Raw genomic sequence first — 18,409 nt, forward strand, 5'->3', positions numbered from 1 at the left:
GCGATGACCAGGAAGCGCGCGGGCCGGTGGTCCGCCCGCGGCAGGCTGCGCGGCTGGGGCGGGGTGACGGGCATGGCCGCGGCCTGCGCGGTGACGGCCGCGCTCACCCTGCTGCCGCTCTCCCACGGCGGCACCGAGGTCCTCGGCGGGGATGCCGCGGGGCCGGGCACGGCCCGGGCCGTGCAGATCAGGGCCGACGACTGCACGGACCCGGAGGCGAGCCTTCCGCCGTCGTCCGGCAGCGGCCCGAACATCGAGAAGATCAAGAAGCGCGGAAAGCTGATCGCGGGCGTCGACCAGAACAGCTTCAGCTGGGGCTACCGCAATACGGCGGCCGGTGAGGGCAAGGACAAGCTCGAAGGCTTCGACATCGATCTGGTGCGGGCCATCGCCGAGAACATCCTGGGCGACCGCGACGCGGTGATCTTCCGGGCCATCCCCACCAACCAGCGGATCGCGGCACTGGAGAACGACAAGGTCGACGTCGTCGTCCGGACGATGACCATCAACTGCAGCCGGCTGAAGCAGGTCTCGTTCTCCACGGCCTACTTCCAGGCCGGGCAGCAGGTCCTCGCGCCGAAGGACTCGACGATCACCGGCTTCGACAAGTCACTGACCGGCAAGCGGGTCTGCACCGCCGAGGGCTCCACCGCCTACGAGGCGCTGGAGAAGCAGTCGTTCGGCGCGGTCTTCAAGGACCCGCACGACGGCACCGAGGCGGACGAGGACCAGCTCACCGTCCCCAACCAGCTGGACTGCCTGGTGCGGCTGCAGCTGGGCGAGGTCGACGCGGTGGTCACGGACAACGCGCTGGCGGCCGGCCAGGCCGCCCAGGACCCGGCGGTCGAACTCAAGGGCGACAAGCCGTTCACCACCGAGTACTACGGCGTGGCGGCGAAGCTCGGCGCCGACGACCTGGTGGCCAGGGTCAACCAGGTTCTGGTGGACTACCGCAGGGGCGGCAAGGACAGCCGCTGGATGCAGTCGTACCGGAACTGGCTGGAGGACGGTCTGCCGGGGATAACGGCCCCGCCGGCCCCCAAGTACCGGAGCAACTGACGCCGGGCCGGCCGGGTGGGCGCGACGGAGCGGACCCGGCCGGAGAGACAGTGGTACTGATCCTGCCGGGGCCCGTCCCGGCAGGCGGAGCGGAGAGGTGATCGATGGGCGTCGCGGGCCCCTTCCCCGGCCATGCGGCCGGGCTCCCCGTCCCGGTCATGGACCGGGACGACGCGGACCGTGCGCTGGCCCGGCTCGGCGCGGAGCACGAGGCGATCGAGACCTCGCTCCTCGCCCTGCAGGACCATGCGGGCCGCCGGCTCCTGGAGGGTGCCGAGCTGACCGGCGTCACCAGGGAGCGCTGGGCCTCGACCGACCAGGCGATCACGCTGCTCTGGGGGTACTTCGACGCCTACGCGGGGGCGCTCGCCCAGGCGCGTGCGGTGCGGGCCCGGCGCCGCTATCCCAACCGGGACGATCTGGTGGCCCTCACCGAGCTGCTGCGCGGCCAGGGCGTCACGGTGGCGCACGCGGCGGCCCGCCCCGATCCTTCGGTCAACGGCCCGGCCAGGCTCTCCGAGCGATTCACGCTGGAGGAGCTGGTCGCCCGGATGAACGAGCTGTACGCCCGCTCGCTGGACATGGTCGTCGCCTCCGACTCCGTGTGGTCCGCGCTGCCCGCCCGGATAGACCTGCTCGCCGCCGAGCTGCACCGCACGCGTTCGCTGGCGCACTCCGTGGGGGTGCGGCCCGGTGAGCACCCGGCGGGCGACGACCTGGAGGCGATCACCCACGAACTGGCCACGCTCCGCGTCCAGGTGATCTCCGATCCGCTCGCCTTCTGGCTGCCGGGGCCGGGCAGTTCGGCGCCCGGCGGCGGCCGCCCCGACACGGCGCGCTACGACCGGGCGGCCCGTGCCCTGGACGACGTACGCCGTGAGATCGAGGCGGTGCTCGCGGTGCGGCAGGACGCCGAGCAGCGCCTGGTCCAGCTGCGGGACGTGCTCTCCCGCGCGGACCGCACCCTGACCGAGGCCCGGGCGGCGCGCGGCGAGGTGCTGGCGAAGATCGCGGCCTCGGAGGTGCCCGCGGTCAGCGGCCCGGCGACCGTGCTCCAGGAGCGGCTGGCCGCCGCCTCGGAGTACCGCAGGCATGCGCAGTGGCACCGGCTGTCCCCGCTCCTGGAGACGCTGGAGCGGGAGGCCGAGGACGAATTGCTGCGGGCCCGTGAGTCGTTGACCGCGGTCACGGCCCCGCTGGCGGTGCGGGCGGAGCTGCGCGGCAGGCTCGACGCGTACAAGGCGAAGGTCGCCCGGCACGGTCTGGCCGAGGACCCGCTGCTGATCGAGCGGTACGACGCGGCGCGCCGGATGCTGTGGAGCGCGCCGTGCGATCTGCGGGTCGCCGGGCAGGCGGTGCTGCGCTACCAGGAGGCGGCGGCCGAACTGCTCTCCCAGCGCCGGGCACCGGAACCGGAGGACCGGCGATGACCACAGGGGTGCGCACGGCACAAGGGCCGCTGCGGCGGCGGGGCGATCAGGGGGACCGACCATGAGTACGCAGTGCCAGCGCCCCGCGTGCGAGGGCAGCTACGAGGACATGGGCGGCGGTGAGCTGTACTGCGACACCTGCGGTCTGGCTCCGGTGGTGTCGCCAGGGGGGCCTCCCCGGTCCGAGCGAAGCCGGGAACCCGGGAACGGGCTGGTGAGCTCGCCGCCCACCGGGATCGCGGGCGGCGCGAACAGCCGGGGCAGCAGGGGCGGTTCGGGATCCTCGTCCCGGGCGTCCTCGCGTTCGTCCCGCTCGTCACGCTCGTCGACCTCCCGGCGTTCGGTGTCGGGGCGGCTCTCGCGTTCGCTGTCCGGCTCCGCCACCTCGCCCTCGGTCTCGGTGCGTTCCTCCGGTTCGTCCTCGGGCGCCTCCGCCCGGGGCAGGCTGGGCGTGGGCCTGGTGCAGGTACCGGACGTGCCGCGTCCCGACCCGCGCTCGGCGGTGATGGAGAACCCGGAGGTACCGGAGCGGAAGCGTTTCTGTTCGCGTTCCGACTGCGGGGCGCCGGTCGGCCGCTCCCGCGGGGAACGGGTGGGCCGCACCGAGGGGTTCTGCACCAAGTGCGGTCACCCCTACTCGTTCGTGCCCAAGCTCCGCGCGGGCGACATCGTGCACGGTCAGTACGAGGTCGCCGGCTGTCTGGCGCACGGCGGGCTCGGCTGGGTCTACCTCGCGGTCGACCGTGCGGTCTCCGACCGCTGGGTGGTGCTCAAGGGCCTGCTCGACACCGGTGACCAGGACGCCATGGCGGCCGCGATCTCCGAGCGCCGCTTCCTCGCCGAGATCGAGCACTCCAACATCGTCCGGATCTACAACTTCGTCGAGCACCTCGACCAGCGCACCGGCTCGCTCGACGGCTACATCGTGATGGAGTACGTCGGCGGCAAGGCGCTCAAGGACATCGCCAACGAGCGCCGCGACGCCGCCGGCAAGCGCGATCCGCTGCCGGTCGAGCAGGCCTGCGCGTACGGCATCGAGGCGCTGGAGGCGCTCGGTCATCTGCACAGCCGCAACCTGCTGTACTGCGACTTCAAGGTCGACAACGCGATCCAGACCGAGGACCAGCTGAAGCTGATCGACATGGGCGCCGTCCGCAGGATGGACGACGACGAGTCGGCCATCTACGGCACGGTGGGATACCAGGCGCCGGAGGTCGCGGAGATCGGACCCTCGGTCGCCTCCGACCTGTACACGGTCGCGCGGACGCTCGCGGTGCTCACCTTCGACTTCCAGGGCTACACCAACGTCTTCGTGGATTCCCTGCCGGATCCGGACAACATCGAGGTGTTCCGGACCTACGAGTCGTTCTACCGGCTGCTGGTGCGGGCCACCGACCCTGATCCGGCGCGGCGGTTCGCCTCGGCGGCGGAGATGGCGGAGCAGCTGACGGGTGTGCTGCGCGAGGTGGTGTCGCTGCAGACGGGGCGGCCGCGCCCGGCGCTCTCGACGCTGTTCGGCACGGAAGTACGGGTCACGGACACGCAGTTGTTCCCGGAGCTGACGGACGACGTGTCCCGGCTGGGGGGCCGGGACACCGTGTCCGGTCGTTCCGGGCGGCGGGGCGCGGCGGGGGGCGCCGCACCGGCCGCGGTTCCGGTCGCGCCCGCCGCACCGGCGCCGGGCGCACTGCCCGCGGGCGCCCCGCCCGCTCCCGGGTACGCCGCGCCGGGGGCCGGTCCGTCGGCCGCGCCGCCCACCCACGTCCGGGCCGGCGGCGCGCCGGGCCGGAGCGGCGAGGCCCTCCCGTACGCGCAGGCGCAGGCCGCGATTCCCGGCCCCCGGGTCCCGGAGGGCGCCCCCGGTGCGCCGTCCGGGTTCCCGGTCCCGGAGGGCGCCCGGCCGGCCGGGCTCGACGTGCGGTCCACCTCGCTCGCGCTGCCCGTGCCCCGGGTCGACGCGAGCGACCCCAACGCGGGATTCCTGGCCGGGCTGATGACCACCGCCCCGGCCGAGCTGATCACCGCGCTGAACGCGGTGCCCGCGGCCTCGCTGGAGACCCGGCTGCGCGAGCTGCGCGCCCGCCTGGAGATGAACGAACTCGGTGCCGCGGGGCAGACGTTGACGGCACTGGAGGGCCAGTACCCCGACGACTGGCGGGTCGTCTGGTACCGCGGCGTCACGTCGCTGGTGACCGGTGACAACGAGAACGCGGCGCTCTCCTTCGACGCGGTGTACGACGCGTTCCCCGGTGAGCCGGCGCCCAAGCTGGCGCTGGGGATCTGTGCGGAGGTGCTGGGCCAGCTGGACAACGCCGCCGAGTACTACCGGCTGGTGTGGACGACCGACCCGAGCTTCGTCTCCGCCGCCTTCGGGCTGGCCCGGGTGCGGATCGCCGCCGGGGACCGGGCCGGTGCCGTCGGGGCGCTGGAGTCGGTGCCGGAGGCGTCGATCCACTACACGGCGGCCCGGGTCGCCGCGGTGCGTGCCCGGCTGCGTGGCCGGGCCCCGGAGGAGCCGCTGATCGACGATCTTTCGGCCGCCTCCGACCAGGTCTCGGCCCTGGCCGGTTTCGGGCTGGACGCGGTGCGCCGGGAGAAGCTGTCGACCGAGGTGCTGGGCACGGCGCTCGACTGGGTGCTCTCCGGCAGCCCGGCGGCGCACTCGCCCATGCCTGCCGGGCCGACCGGGCCGAGAACGCTGCTCGGCAGTGAGCTGGACGAACGGGGCCTGCGGTTCGGGCTCGAGCGTTCGTACCGGATGCTCGCCAGGCTTGCGGAGCCCGGCGATGAGAGGATCGAACTGGTGGAGCGGGCCAACCGTTTCCGCCCCCGGACGTGGGTGTGAAAATGTCGCAGAAGCCCCAGGAGACGGCCCTGTCGAAGTGCCCCGGCTGCGAGGAGCCGCTGGAGCCGGGGGACCTGTTCTGCGGTGCGTGCGGGTACGACCTGTCGGCCGTGCCCCCCGCCCCCCAGGACCACCCGACGATCGCGCTGACCGTCCCCGTGGAGAACGGTGCGGAGAGCAGTACGGAAAGCGGTGCCCAGGCCCGCGCGGCGGAGGTCCGCCTCGACCGGCGGGCCGGGTCGGACGGATCCGACGCAGCCGCCGGATCGGGACCGGCCGGTCCGGCCGCACCGGGAGCGTCGGCCGGACCGGGAACGCCGGGCGAGTCCGGGGACTTCGAGCTGGCCGCGCCCGCGCCGGCCGCCGCGCCCCCGGCCGATGCCCCGGCGCCCGCGCCCGACCCCCGTACCCCCGCCGCGGAACCGTTGGTGGCGACGCCGCCGGCCGGTACCCGGGTGTGTGTGGCCTGCCGGGCCGGCAGTGTCGACACCGACGGCTACTGCGAGAACTGCGGTCACGCCCAGCCGCGCGAGCGTGACCACATGGAGCAGGAGCTCGGTTCGGTGGCCGCCGTCAGCGACCGGGGGCTGCGCCATCACCGCAACGAGGACTCGTTCGCGGTGTCGACCACCGCCCTGCCCGACGGCTCACCGGCCGTCGTCGCGATCGTCTGCGACGGTGTCTCCTCGGCCAGCCGGCCCGACGAGGCGTCGGCGGCCGCCGCGAGCGCGGCCAACGAGGCGCTGCTGGAGTCGCTGCCGCGCGGCACCCATCCGCAGCAGGCGATGCACGAGGCGATCCTCGCGGCCGCCGAGGCGGTCAACGCGCTGGCGCAGGAGCCCGGCCGGGCCATGGAGCACGACCGGCACCGCCACCAGAACGCACCGGCGTGCACCCTGGTCGGCTCGATCATGGCGGGCGGCCTGCTGGTCGTCGGCTGGGTCGGCGACAGCCGTGTCTACTGGGTCCCCGACGACCGCGCCAACCCGCCCGCCCGGCTGACCGAGGACGACTCCTGGGCCGCGCAGATGGTGGCGGCGGGGCTGATGAACGAGGCCGAGGCGTACGCGGACGAGCGGGCCCACGCCATCACGGGATGGCTCGGCGCCGACGCGTACGAGCTGGAACCGCACACCGCGTCCTTCAAGCCGGACCGGTCCGGTCTCGTGGTCGTCTGCACGGACGGCCTGTGGAACTACGCGGAGTCGGCGGCCGAGATGGCCGCGGCGGTGCCGGCCGACGCGCACCAACGGCCTTTGCACGGTGCCCAGGTGCTGGTGGGCCATGCGCTCGACGGTGGGGGCCACGACAACGTAACAGTGGCTCTGCTGCCGTTCGCCGTGGAGCCGCAGGGGGCAGGATCGGCGTGCGGTACCCCGTGAGTCCCGTTCCGTAACGCTTGGTTCCAGTTCCGACCGTCCGCCCCGCCCCGCCGCCTTCGCCCGTTTTTCTTCGCTCACAGCTGTCTTCATCCGACACCTGGAGTCCCAAGGAGCCGACCAGATGGCCAACTTCTCCAAGTCGAACGTGCCGCAGTTCTCCGTCGAGGTGTACCAGAACGAATATCTGCCGGAAGGCGGACGCGAGGTCAACGCGATCGTCACGGTCACCTCGACCGGGGGCGGCACCACCGGCGGCGTCCCGCTGTCCGGTGCGGCGGCGACGGCCGCGCGCGACTCCGGGCAGGCGCCGAGGGCCGCCGTGGTGATCATGGTCGACTGCTCCGGTTCGATGGACTATCCGCCGACGAAGATGCGCAACGCCCGCGACGCCACGGCCGCGGCCATCGACACTCTGCGCGACGGCACCTCGTTCGCCGTCGTCGGCGGTACGCATGTCGCCAAGGAGGTCTACCCGGGCAACGGCAGGCTCGCCGTGGCCGACGCGCGGACCAGGGCCCAGGCGAAGGAGGCCCTGCGCGCGCTCGGCGCCGGTGGCGGTACGGCGATCGGCACCTGGCTGCGGCTGGCCGACCGGCTGCTCGGCGCGGCCGATGTGGACATCCGGCACGGCATCCTGCTCACCGACGGCCGCAACGAGCACGAGGCCCCGGAGGACCTGCGGGCCGCGCTGGAGTCCTGCGCCGGCCGCTTCACCTGTGACGCCCGCGGTGTCGGCACCGACTGGGAGGTGAAAGAGGTCACAGCGGTCGCCACCGCGCTGCTCGGCACGGCCGACATCGTCGCCGACCCGGCGGGGCTGGCAGCCGACTTCACACGGATGATGGAGAACGCGATGGGCAAGGAGGTCGCGGACGTCGCGCTGCGGCTCTGGACGCCCGTCGGGGTGGAGATCAGGTTTGTGAAACAGGTCGCACCGACGGTGGTCGATCTGACCGGCCGGCGCACCGAGGCGGGCCCCCGCGCCGGGGACTATCCCACGGGCTCCTGGGGCGACGAGTCCCGCGATTACCACGTGTGCGTGCAGGTGCCGCAGGCCGGGATCGGGCAGGAGATGCTGGCTTCCCGGGTCTCGCTGATCCTCCCCGACCCGTCGGGCGGGGCTCCCCAGACGCTTTCGCAGGGCCTGGTCAGGGCCGTATGGACCGAGGACATGGTGGCGTCCACCTCGATCAATCCGCAGGTCGCGCACTACACCGGCCAGGCGGAACTGGCCCAGGTCATCCAGCAGGGACTCGATGCCCGCAAGTCGGGGGACTTCGACGGCGCGACCGCGAAACTGGGCCGCGCGGTGCAGCTGGCGTCGGCGTCCGGAAACGAGGACACTGCGAAACTGCTTTCGAAGGTGGTGGACGTCGTGGACGCGGCGACCGGTACTGTGCGACTGAAGGCCAAGGTCGCGGACGCCGACGAGATGACACTCGAAACGCGCTCGACCAAGACCGTTCGCGTCAAGAAGTGACCACCGAGCCGTACGGCGGGAAAAGCACGGAACCGTACGGCGAAAAGCACAGAGCCGCATAGTCGGACCGCCCGGCGGAACGCTCCGCCGGGGGGCGAAGAGCAGGAAGAATACGCCGGCCCCGGGGCCGGCCCAGGAGAGGGGGAAGCGCCGACATGCCGACCTGCCCGAACGGACACCAGTCGGGTTCCGATGACTGGTGCGAGGTCTGCGGCCATCGCATGACCGGCGCGGGCGCGCCTGCGGGCGCGGTCCCCCCGCCGCCGCCTCCGCCGCCCGCTCCCGGCTACGGCTACCCGCCCGGCCCCGGGGCCGACGCGACCCAGCAGGCGGAGCTCTGCCCGCAGTGCCGCACGCCCCGCGAGGCGATGGCGCCGTTCTGCGAGGAGTGCCGCTGGAACTTCCTCACGAACACCGCGACCTCGTACACGCCGCTGGCCCCGGCCCACGGCGTTCCCGGCCCGCCGCCCGGTCTCCATCTGCCGCCCGGCTTCCAGGCGCAGCAGCCGCCGGCCCCGCGGCCGCGCGATCCGTTCGAGTACCAGGGTTCGCGGCCCTCGCAGGTGAACCGTCCGGCCGAGCCGCTCTCCTCCGAGCCGGGGACCCCCCCGGGTCCCCCGGTGCCCGGACCTGGCCCGCAGTCGCCCCCGGCCCCCGGCCCGCAGTCGCCCCCGCCGCCGTTCCAGCAGGGTCCGCCGCCTCCGCCGTCCTTCCAGCAGCAGTCGGCGCCGCCCTCTCCGTTCCAGCAGCAGTCCGCACCGCCGCCGTTCCAGCAGCAGTCGGCGCCGCCCGCCCCGCAGCCGCCGGCCCCTCAGCCGCCCGCGCCGCAGGGACCGCAGCCGCAGGGACCGCCGCAGGGACCGCAGGGAGGCGGTGACGACGACTGGATGCTGTCGCCGCCGTCCCGTACCCAGCCCCCGCAGCAGCAGCCGGCCCCGCCGCAGCAGCAACAGCCGCCGTTCCCGGGGCCGGGCCAGAACCAGCCGCCCGCGAGCTGGACCGCGGTCATCGCCCCGGACCGTGAGTACTTCCTGGCGATGATGCAGCGCAGCGGCCCCGAGGCGACCGGGCTGAACCTGCCCGCGTACTCCCCGGAGCAGCAGCTTCCGCTCTCCGGCAACCAGGTCACCATCGGCCGCCGCCGGCAGAGCACCGGCGAGTCCCCCGACATCGATCTGTCCGTGCCGCCGGAGGACCCGGGTGTCTCGCACCAGCACGCGGTGCTGGTGCAGCAGCCCGACGGCAGCTGGGCCGTGGTCGACCAGAACTCCACCAACGGCACCACGCTCAACGGTGCCGAGGACCCGATCCAGCCCTATGTCCCCGTCCCGCTCCAGGACGGCGACCGGGTGCATGTCGGGGCGTGGACGACGATCACGATCCGCCGGGGCTGATCCGCGTCACACGGTGGGCAGTGGCCAGGCGTACGGCCCCTCGGGGTTGTCCAGCCAGGCCCACTGCCGCCCGTCCCTGACCGTGATGCCGAACCTCTCCCGCTCGGGGCGCTGCTCGCGCCGCCAGAGGGAGTGGGCCTCGCGCGGGTCGAGGGAGCCCTCGGTCAGCGCCAGCATGAAGCGGAAGAGGTCGTTCTCGCTGACGCGCCTGGGCACCGCGCCGGTGTGCGGGTGCCGTGCGGCCCGCGCCGGGACGCCGCGCAGCGGTACGAAGTAGGCGGCCGTGTGCAGGAACCGGCCCTCGGCGTATCTGCCGTGTGCCCCGTCCCGTACCCGCAGCGCGATCAGTCCCGTGGCGAACGGGGCCAGGATCCGGGCGCCCGGCACGCACTGCTCCAGCCACGGCTGGGGTACGCCCGGCAGGGTGCAGGTCGCGATGATCCGGTCGTACGGGCCGCGCGGGGGCCAGCCCCGGGTCCCGTCCCCGGTGATCACCGCCGGGTGGTACCCGGCCGCGGCCAGGTGCCGGCGGGCCGACTCGGTGATCTCCGGGTCGAGGTCGACGGTGGTCACGGCGTCGTCGCCGAGCCGGTGGGTGAGCAGCGCGGCGTTGTAGCCGCTGCCCGCGCCGATCTCCAGGACCCGCTGTCCGTCCTGTACGTCCAGCTCTTCGAGCATCCGGGCCATCAGTGACGGCTGGCTGCTCGACGAGATCAGTTCGCCGTCCTTGATCCGGGTGGCCAGCGGGCCGTCCTCGTACGCCCCGCGCAGCCAGCGGGCCCGCCGGACCGGGTCGGGGTCCTCGCACCACAGGCGGTCGTAGCCGCCGGCCACGAAGTAGTACGGCACGAACAGATGCCGCGGCACCTCCTCGAAGGCGGCCCGCCAGTCGGGGTCGCGCAGCGCCCCGTCGGCCGCGATGGAGCGCACCATCGCCCACCGCTCCTCGGCGGCGGCCACGGCGAACCGGTCGGAGTGCGTGTCCATACCTCCACCTTCCTGCGTCCGGGGCCCGGGGGCCAGGAACCCGGGCGGGCGAGGGGCCGCCGGACCGCCCGGAGCTGCCCGGGTGGTCCTAGGACCCCGGTCCTCGGCCGGTGCGTCTGCGACGATGGACGGGTGACAGAGATTCCGCGCGACACGCTGCAGGAGCAGACCTTCTACGAGCAGGTCGGCGGCGAGGAGACCTTCCGGCGCCTGGTGCACCGCTTCTACCAGGGGGTCGCGGAGGACCCGCTGCTGCGGCCGATGTACCCGGAGGAGGATCTGGGCCCGGCCGAGGAGCGGTTCGCGCTGTTCCTGATGCAGTACTGGGGCGGGCCCCGTACCTACGGCGAGCAGCGCGGGCACCCGCGGCTGCGGATGCGGCACGTTCCTTTCCGGGTGGACCGGGCGGCGCACGACGCCTGGCTGAGCCATATGCGGGTGGCCCTCGACGAGCTCGGGCTGACGCCGGAGCACGAGCGGCAGCTGTGGGACTACCTGACCTACGCCGCGGCCTCGATGGTGAACACCCAGGGCTGACCCCCTTCTCCCCCACCGACCCCCTGCCCAAGGCGCGGAATACGGTCTTCCGTGACCGATATACGGTCACAATCGGATCAAGTACGGCCGCAAGCGGTTTCCAAGAGCACATGCGCCTTGAAAGCATCCGTAGAACGCCGGGGGGCGTGAGTGTGACCAGGGCCCAGGGGGGCGTGAGTGACGGGGTTCGTCTTTCTCCGGGTGCGGGCCCATCGGCTCCTGCTCTCCGCGGCCCTCCTGGCCGTCGTGCTGACCACGTCGGTGCTGGCGGCACTGACCGCCTTCTCCGGCTCCGTCGGCGACGCGGCGCTCCGCCACGCGCTGACCCACCGTTCGGCGGCCGACGCCTCCCTCGTGATGTCCGCCCAGGTGGCGCCCGCGCAGCGGGACGCGGCCGACGCGATCGCCCGGAAAGCCGCCCACGAGGCCTTCGACGGCCTTCCGGTGACCGTCCGGACGCTGGAGACCTCGGGGGCGTACGCGCTGCCGCGCGAGCTGCGGGCCCCGCAGGCCCGGGGCGGCGAGCCCGATCTCACCCACTTCGCCTCGGTCGACCGCAGCCGGGTCCGTATCACCGCGGGCCGCATGCCGGTGGCCGGCGAGAAGTCCGACGGGCCCGTCCAGGTCGCCCTGCCGCGGCCGGCCGCCGAGGCGTTGAGGATGAAGCCCGGTGCGCGGATCACCGTCACCGACCGGCTGACCGACAAGCCGCTGCACGTCCTGGTCACGGGCGTGTACGAGGTGTCCGACCCGGCCGATCCCTACTGGCAGCTCGACGAGCTCGGCGGGCGTGGCGTCCGCAAGCTCGCCTTCACCACCTACGGCCCGCTGCTCACCGCCCCCGACGCGGCCGACACCGGACGGATCAGTTCCGCAACGATGTCCTGGCTGGCCGCCGCCGACTTCCGCACCGTCACCACGGACCGCATCGAGGCCCTGCACAGCACCGCCACGGCCGCTCCGAAGACGGTGACGGCGGCCCCCGAGTTCAAGAGCGGTGCCACCGCGCGGACCTCGCTCCCCCGGGTGCTGGAGCAGATCGACCGGGCACTGCTGGTCTCCCGCTCGACGCTGATGATCGTGGCCGTCCAGCTGGTGCTGCTCGCGGGATACGCGCTGCTGCTGGTGGCCCGGCTGCTGAGCAGCGAACGCGACGGCGAGACCCGTGTGCTGCGGGCCCGTGGCGGCTCGCGCGGCCGCGTCACGGCGCTCGCCGCGATCGAGGCCCTGCTGCTCGCGCTGCCCGCCGCGCTCGTGGCCCCGCTGCTCGCCGGGCCGCTGACCCGGCTGCTCGCGGGCCGCGGCGCACTGTCCCGCATCGGACTGCGGCTCGACGGCGGTGCCACCGCCACCGTCTGGCTGGTCGCCGTGGTCACCGCGCTCGCCTGCGCGCTGGCCGTGGTGGCGCCCGCGCTGGCGGCGGGCGCCGGGGAGCGCCGGGGCGGCCGGACCGCCTCGCTGCCCGCGCCGCTGCGGGCGGGCGCCGACCTCGGGCTGCTGGCGATCGCGGCGGTGGCGTACTGGCAGCTCGACCGCCGGGCCGCGGATGTCGGCGGCGGCGTGCTGAGCGGGGACCGGCAGGGCCGGCTCGGCGTCGATCCGCTGCTGGTCGCGGCGCCCGCGCTGCTCCTGCTCGCGGGCACCGTGCTGACGCTGCGGCTGCTGCCGCCCGCGGCCCGGCTCGCGGAGCGCGGTGCGGCGGGCGGCCGGGGGCTCATGGTGGCCCTGTCCGGCTGGCAGCTCAGCCGGCGCCCGCTGCGCAATGCCGGGCCCGTGCTGCTGCTGGTCCTCGCGGTGGCGATGGGCATGCTGGCCGTCGGGCAGCGCGCCTCCTGGGACCGTTCGCAGAGCGACCAGGCGGACTTCAGGGCCGGTGCGTCGCTGCGTGTGACGACCGGTGCCGACGACGATCCGGCGAAGGCGGGCGGGTACGCGGGGCTGCCGGGGGTGCGGGACGCCGCGCCCGCGTTCCGCGCGACCACGGAGCTCTCGGGCGACCGGACCGCCGCGGTCGTCGCCCTGGACACCGCGCACGCCACCGAGCGGATGCTGATCCGCGACGACCTCGGCGACCGGCCGCGCGAGCGGCTGTTCGACCCGCTCGACCCGCCGAAGCCCGCGCGGGCCGGGCTGGCACTCCCGGAGCACAGCGAGCGGCTCCGGCTCGACGTACGGATCACCGTGGCCGGGGCGCACGCGTCGACGGCCGACGATCCGGTACTGGCCGTGCTGCTGGAGGACCGCTACGGACTGCCGTACCGGGTGCCGGCCGGGGCCGTGCCCGTGGACGGCAAGGCGCATCCGGTCGACTTCGCGGTGGCCGCCGCGGGTGGGCTCGCGGTGACCGGGTTCGAGCTGAGCGGCAACCGGCCGACCGGCTCGGACGAATCGCAGCGGCTCGCCATCGGTGCCCTGCGGACCGTGACGGCCGACGGCACCGAGCACCCGGTCCCGGTCCCCGAGGGGTTCGGCTGGCGTGCCGAGCTGACCGGCACCGGCAACGGTGGCGAGGCGGAGCCCGGCGAGGCGGTCGACGCGACGGCCTCCGCGAAGAGTCCGCTGGCCGTCGGGTACCACACCGGCTCCGCCCCGAACGCGTGGAACTACACGCCCGCCTTCTCCGTACGGGTCACCGCGCCCCGCCCGAACGCCCCGATGCCGAAGGCGATCGTCACCGACGCGTATCTGAAGGCCGCCGGAGCGAAGAAGGGCCAGAGCGTCGATGTGACGCTGGCCGGCGAGACCCTCCGGGTGAGGATCGCGGACGTGGTGCGCCGGCTGCCGACCACCGGCACCGGCGCGGACGACTCCGCCGCCGAACGCGCCGAGGACCGCGACGGCGGAGCCCTGCTGCTCGACTTCCGGGCCGTCGGCCAGGTCTTCGCCCAGCGCCCCGGCGCCGTGCTCACCGCCAACGAGTGGTGGCTGAGCACCGCCCCCGGGCAGGCCGCGAAGGCCGCCGCCGCGCTGCGGGCGCAGCCCGACACCGATCCGGCGCAGGTCCTGGTGCGGGACGAGATCGCGCGGGAACTGGTCGGCGATCCGCTGGGCGCCGGGCCGCAGTCCGCGCTGCCCGCGGTGGCGGTGGTCGCCGCGGCCCTGGCCGCGGTCGGCTTCGCGGTGAGCGCCGTCGGCGCCCAGCGGGAGAGGGCCGCCGAGTTCGCCGTCCTGCGGGCGCTGGGTACCCCGCGCCGCCGGCTGACCCGGATGATCGCCGCCGAACAGGGCGTGCTCATCGCGATCGCGCTGCTGGTCGGAACCGTGCTCGGGGCCGTGCTGAACCGCGCCGTCGTACCGCTCGTCGTACTGACCGGACAGGCCACCGCGCCGGTGCCCGGGGTGCTGGTGCAATTGCCGGCCGGGCAGATCGCGGCGCTGCTGGCAGGCGTCGCCGCGCTGCCGCTGGTGATCGTCGTGGCGCTCGCTCTGCGCGGCGCCGACCCCGCGGCCTCGCTGCGCGTCCAGGGGGACAACTGACATGACTCCGCGTTCCGTTCGAAACGGCGCCGGCCGCGCCGCCGCGCCCTGGGTCCGCACCCGGCTGCGCACCGCGCCCGGCACGGCCTGGGCGCTGGGGCTGCTCGTCCTGCTGACGTCGTTCCTCGCGGCCCTCTTCCCGCGCGCCGTCGAACACTACGAGAACGGGGGACTGCGCCACGACATCGCCGCCGCGGACCCCCGGCACAGTGTTCTGGAGCTGAACAGCCCGCAGCCCGAGCTGCAGCTCTCCCCGGCGGAGCGCGAGGCGGCCGTGCGCGAGGCGGCGCTGGCGTCCGTCCACCGCAAGGTGCGGCCCGCGCTGCCCGCCGAGGTGCTGCCCGGCAGCGCCGACTCCGCGTACGGCTTCCGCACCGGCAAGCCGATCCCCGCCCCGGACGGCTGGCTGCCGAGGCCGGACCGCGTCGACCCCCAACTGAGCTACTCCACCCTGTCCGCCCTCCCGGACCACGCCACCCTTCGCGCCGGGAAGTGGCCCGCCGTCCGCGGCGAGGCCTCCGAGAAGACCTCCGAGGTGGAGGGCGCGGTCACCGAGGAGACGGCGAAGGCCCTGCGGGCGAAGCCCGGTGCGGCCATCTCCGTACCGACCCAGAGCGGGAAGCGGCTGACCGTCCGGATCACCGGCATCGTCACCCCGAAGCACCCGGGGACGGCCTACTGGTCGGCCCAGCCGCTGCTCCGGACCCCGGCGCTGGTCCCCGAACCGAATCTGTACCCCCCGCGCCACCACTGGACCGCTGCCGTCCTGCTGCCGCCGGACGCCGCGCCCGCGCTGCTCGCCACGACGGGCGAGCCGGAGATGTTCTGGCGGTTCGCACCGGACCCCGCCGGCCTCACCTCCTCCGATGTGGCGGGGCTGCGCGCGTCGATCGCCTCGCTGGAGGGCGGCCCCGGCCTGGTACGCATACGCGCGGTGGCCGGCACCAACACCAGCTTCGCGACCGACCTGGACGAGATCCTCACCGGGTACGACACGCTGCGAACGGCGATCGGCCCGGTCGTCACGGTCGCAGCCGTGGGCATCGGGGCCGTCGCAGCCGTCGTCCTGCTGATGACCGCCGGGCTGATCGGCGGGCGGCGCCGCACCGAACTGACGCTGCTGCGGGCGCGCGGCGGATCGCTGCGCGGCATCGGCGGCCGGCTGTTCGCCGAGACCGTGGTGATCGCGGTGCCCGCGGCGGCACTGGGGCTGCTGATCGCCCTGCCGTTCTTCGACGGGGCCCGGCTGCGGCCCTCCGTCGTGGGGCCCGCCGCCGTCGCCGCGCTGGTCTGCCTCGCCCTGCCGCTGTGCTCGGTGCTGCCGCATCGCAAGCCGCAGCCGCCCGGGGCCCGCGAGGACCTGATGGACGCCCGCCCGTCGCGGCGCCGCACGGTCGTCGAACTCACCGCGCTGGTGCTGGCCGTCGGCGCGGTCGCCGCTCTGCGCCGGCGCGGTACGGGTGGCGACGGCGGCGGTGACCTGCTGATCAGCGCCGCCCCCGTGCTCGTCGGGCTGATCGCCGCCCTGGTCCTGGTACGGCTCCTGCCGCTGCCGCTGCGTCTGGCCTCCCGTGCCGTCGCCCGGCGGCGCGGCGCGGTCGGCTTCCTGTCGCTGGCCCGTGCCGGGCGGAGCTCGGCGGGCGGCGCGCTGCCGCTGCTGGCGCTGCTGCTCGCGCTGACCACGGCGGCGTTCGGCGGCTCGGTGCTCGCGGGCGTCGCGGACGCACGGGACCGGGCGGCCCTGCACACGGTCGGCGCGGACGCCCGGATCAGCGGCGTGCTCGACTCGGTGCCGCTGCCGGACCGCCTGATCCGTGAGGTACGGGCGGCGGACGGCGTACGGGAGGTGGCGGGGGTCCAGGTCGTGTACGGCGTGCCGCTGCCCGCCGATCCGGCCGGGAACAGCCGCATGAAGAGCGCCGCCCTGCTGGGGGTCGACCCGGCGGCGTACGCCCGGCTGGCCCGGTCGACGGGGATCGGCCCGTTCCCCGCCGACCGGTTGAGGGCCGCGGGCGGCGCGGCGGCGAAGGACGCGGTGCTGCCCGTGATCGCGTCGCCGTCCGTCGCCGCGGAGCTCGGCGACCGGCCGCGCGAGCTGTCCACGGCGGCCGGGGACCTCAGGGTGCGGGTGGCGGGCGTCGTCCCGCGCACCGCCGCCGTCCCCGACAGCGACTTCCTGATCGTCGACGCCGCCTCGCTGCCCCGCAAGCAGACCACCACCCTGCTGGTCACCGGCGGCTCCCCGGACGCGAAGGCGCTGCGGGCGGCGGCACGGCACGCGGGCGAGGGCCTCTCCGTACGGCTGCGCTCCGAGGAACGGGCGGCATTCGTCGACACCCCCATGCAGCAGGGCGCCTGGGGGATCTACGCGGCGGCGATCGTGGCCGGCGCGGGCTACGCCCTGCTCGCCGTCCTGCTGTCGCTGTTGCGGACCGCGCCGGAACGCACGGCCCTGCTGGCCCGGCTGCGGACCATGGGCCTCACCTCCCGGCAGGGCAGACGGCTGCTCGGGCTCGAATCGCTGCCGCAGGCGCTGCCGGCGGCCTTCGGCGGGGTGCTCGTCGGCTGGGCGACGACCGTGCTGCTGGCGCCGGGCGTCGACCTGGTGGGCCTCGCGCTCTCCGCCGGGCCCGGTCCCGTGGCGCTCGACGCCGCTCAGCTGCGGGCCGACCCGTGGTCGCTGACGCTTCCGGCGCTCGGCGTCGTCGTCCTCACCGCCGCGGTGGCCACCGTCCAGGCCCGGTGGGCCGGCCGCCGCGGACCGATCACCGAACTCAGGTCAGGAGACCCCCGATGACCTCGCCCGACACCACGCTCGCCGAGCTCGAACAGCGGGCCGCCGCGCGCCGCGACCGGCCCTCGTACGGGCACGACGCGCTGATCGCCTGCGACCGGCTGGTCCGTATCTTCTCCGCGGACGGGGTGGAGGTGCAGGCCCTCCAGGGCCTCGATCTCCTCGTCACCGAGGGCGAGTTGATGGCCCTGGTCGGCGCGTCCGGCAGCGGCAAGTCGACCCTGATGAACATCCTGGCCGGCCTCGACGTGCCGACGGCCGGGTCGGCGAAGGTCGCGGGCTGCGATCTGTTGTCGATGGGGCCGAAGGAACGGCTCCGCTACCGCCGGGACGTCGTCGGCTTCGTCTGGCAGCAGACCGCCCGCAATCTGCTCCCGTACCTCACCGCCGTCCAGAACGTCACCCTGCCGATGCAGCTGCGCGGCCGGGGCCGGATCAAGGGGGCCGAACGGGCCGCCCGCGCCGAGGAGCTGCTGCGGATCCTGGAGGTCGCGGACTGCCGCGACCGGCGCCCGCAGCAGCTCTCCGGCGGCCAGCAGCAGCGGGTGGCGATCGCGGTCGCACTCGCCAACAACCCGTCGGTGCTGCTCGCCGACGAGCCGACCGGCGAGCTCGACTCGGCCACCGGTGAGCAGGTCTTCGCCGCGTTCCGCCGGGCCAACGAGGAGCTCGGCACCACGATCGTGATCGTCACGCACGACCAGGCGGTGGCCGGCGAGGTCCGCCGCACGGTCGCCATCCGCGACGGCCGCACCTCCTCCGAGGTGCTGCGCCGCACCGAGGTCGACGCCGCGACGGGCCTGGAGTCCCAGGTGGCCAGGGAGTACGCGATGCTCGACCGGGCGGGGCGGCTGCAACTGCCCGCCGACTACACGGAGACGCTCGGGATGGAGCACCGGGTGATGCTGGAGCTGGAGCGCGACCACATCGGGGTCTGGCCGGACGACCAGCCGCGCCCGTAAAGGGTGTTGGTGGTGCTGGCCCCAGGTCGCTTCGGCCGGGTGGCCCGAGGTCGCTCCGGCCG

11 protein-coding genes are annotated in these 18,409 nt (G+C 74.5%); 10 read left to right on the top strand and 1 reads right to left on the bottom strand.

The features are described 5' to 3' along the window. Positions 1–3: 3 nt before the first annotated feature. From AB0D53_RS15170 to AB0D53_RS15195, 6 genes are all read left to right on the top strand, one after another. Complete coding sequence (locus AB0D53_RS15170; protein ID WP_362445479.1) at positions 4–1,059, top strand: glutamate ABC transporter substrate-binding protein; 1,056 nt, start codon at positions 4–6, stop codon at positions 1,057–1,059. A gap of 104 nt (positions 1,060–1,163) precedes the next feature. Then, positions 1,164–2,489 carry a hypothetical protein gene (locus AB0D53_RS15175; protein ID WP_362445482.1) on the top strand — a complete coding sequence of 442 codons (1,326 nt, stop codon included), beginning with the start codon at positions 1,164–1,166 and terminating at the stop codon, positions 2,487–2,489. A 61-nt stretch (positions 2,490–2,550) separates the two neighbouring features. Further along, complete coding sequence (locus AB0D53_RS15180; RefSeq protein WP_362445485.1) at positions 2,551–5,334, top strand: tetratricopeptide repeat protein; 2,784 nt, start codon at positions 2,551–2,553, stop codon at positions 5,332–5,334. Between the two features lie 2 nt (positions 5,335–5,336). Further along, positions 5,337–6,716: a protein phosphatase 2C domain-containing protein gene (locus AB0D53_RS15185; protein ID WP_362445488.1), complete on the top strand. Its 1,380-nt coding sequence runs from the start codon at positions 5,337–5,339 to the stop codon at positions 6,714–6,716. A 121-nt stretch (positions 6,717–6,837) separates the two neighbouring features. Beyond that, on the top strand, positions 6,838–8,196 hold the full coding sequence (locus AB0D53_RS15190) for a VWA domain-containing protein (protein WP_362445491.1): 1,359 nt from the start codon (positions 6,838–6,840) through the stop codon (positions 8,194–8,196). A 155-nt stretch (positions 8,197–8,351) separates the two neighbouring features. After that, positions 8,352–9,590 carry an FHA domain-containing protein gene (locus tag AB0D53_RS15195; protein WP_362445494.1) on the top strand — a complete coding sequence of 413 codons (1,239 nt, stop codon included), beginning with the start codon at positions 8,352–8,354 and terminating at the stop codon, positions 9,588–9,590. A 6-nt stretch (positions 9,591–9,596) separates the two neighbouring features. Here the strand turns inward: AB0D53_RS15195 and AB0D53_RS15200 are convergent, their stop codons facing one another. Further along, positions 9,597–10,577 (bottom strand): methyltransferase domain-containing protein, encoded by a 981-nt coding sequence (locus AB0D53_RS15200; RefSeq protein ID WP_362445497.1) that lies wholly within the window; start codon positions 10,575–10,577, stop codon positions 9,597–9,599. A 132-nt stretch (positions 10,578–10,709) separates the two neighbouring features. On the opposite strand from AB0D53_RS15200, the gene AB0D53_RS15205 reads away from it, so the two are divergent. The 4 genes from AB0D53_RS15205 (at position 10,710) to AB0D53_RS15220 (ending at position 18,347) form a co-directional block, all read left to right on the top strand. Further along, positions 10,710–11,114, top strand: coding sequence for a globin (locus AB0D53_RS15205; RefSeq protein WP_362445500.1), 405 nt, complete (start codon positions 10,710–10,712; stop codon positions 11,112–11,114). A 177-nt stretch (positions 11,115–11,291) separates the two neighbouring features. Continuing rightward, complete coding sequence (locus AB0D53_RS15210; protein WP_362445503.1) at positions 11,292–14,591, top strand: ABC transporter permease; 3,300 nt, start codon at positions 11,292–11,294, stop codon at positions 14,589–14,591. Position 14,592: 1 nt separating this feature from the next. After that, a complete protein-coding gene (locus tag AB0D53_RS15215) occupies positions 14,593–17,388 on the top strand; it encodes an FtsX-like permease family protein (protein ID WP_362445506.1) in 2,796 nt (931 codons plus the stop codon). After that, complete coding sequence (locus tag AB0D53_RS15220; RefSeq protein WP_362445510.1) at positions 17,385–18,347, top strand: ABC transporter ATP-binding protein; 963 nt, start codon at positions 17,385–17,387, stop codon at positions 18,345–18,347. Before AB0D53_RS15215 ends, AB0D53_RS15220 begins: the two co-directional genes overlap by 4 nt. The last annotated feature ends 62 nt before the right edge of the window (positions 18,348–18,409 follow it).

Source organism: Streptomyces sp. NPDC048295 (assembly GCF_040652135.1).
Taxonomy (GTDB): domain Bacteria; phylum Actinomycetota; class Actinomycetes; order Streptomycetales; family Streptomycetaceae; genus Streptomyces.

Excerpts from the sequence above, each read along its gene's own strand:
- AB0D53_RS15170 (WP_362445479.1), top strand. The coding sequence starts at position 4 with ATGACCAGGAAGCGCGCGGGCCGGTGGTCCGCCCGCGGCAGGCTGCGC.
- AB0D53_RS15175 (WP_362445482.1), top strand. The coding sequence starts at position 1,164 with ATGGGCGTCGCGGGCCCCTTCCCCGGCCATGCGGCCGGGCTCCCCGTC.
- AB0D53_RS15180 (WP_362445485.1), top strand. The coding sequence starts at position 2,551 with ATGAGTACGCAGTGCCAGCGCCCCGCGTGCGAGGGCAGCTACGAGGAC.
- AB0D53_RS15185 (WP_362445488.1), top strand. The coding sequence starts at position 5,337 with ATGTCGCAGAAGCCCCAGGAGACGGCCCTGTCGAAGTGCCCCGGCTGC.
- AB0D53_RS15190 (WP_362445491.1), top strand. The coding sequence starts at position 6,838 with ATGGCCAACTTCTCCAAGTCGAACGTGCCGCAGTTCTCCGTCGAGGTG.
- AB0D53_RS15195 (WP_362445494.1), top strand. The coding sequence starts at position 8,352 with ATGCCGACCTGCCCGAACGGACACCAGTCGGGTTCCGATGACTGGTGC.
- AB0D53_RS15200 (WP_362445497.1), bottom strand. The coding sequence starts at position 10,577 with ATGGACACGCACTCCGACCGGTTCGCCGTGGCCGCCGCCGAGGAGCGG.
- AB0D53_RS15215 (WP_362445506.1), top strand. The coding sequence starts at position 14,593 with ATGACTCCGCGTTCCGTTCGAAACGGCGCCGGCCGCGCCGCCGCGCCC.
- AB0D53_RS15220 (WP_362445510.1), top strand. The coding sequence starts at position 17,385 with ATGACCTCGCCCGACACCACGCTCGCCGAGCTCGAACAGCGGGCCGCC.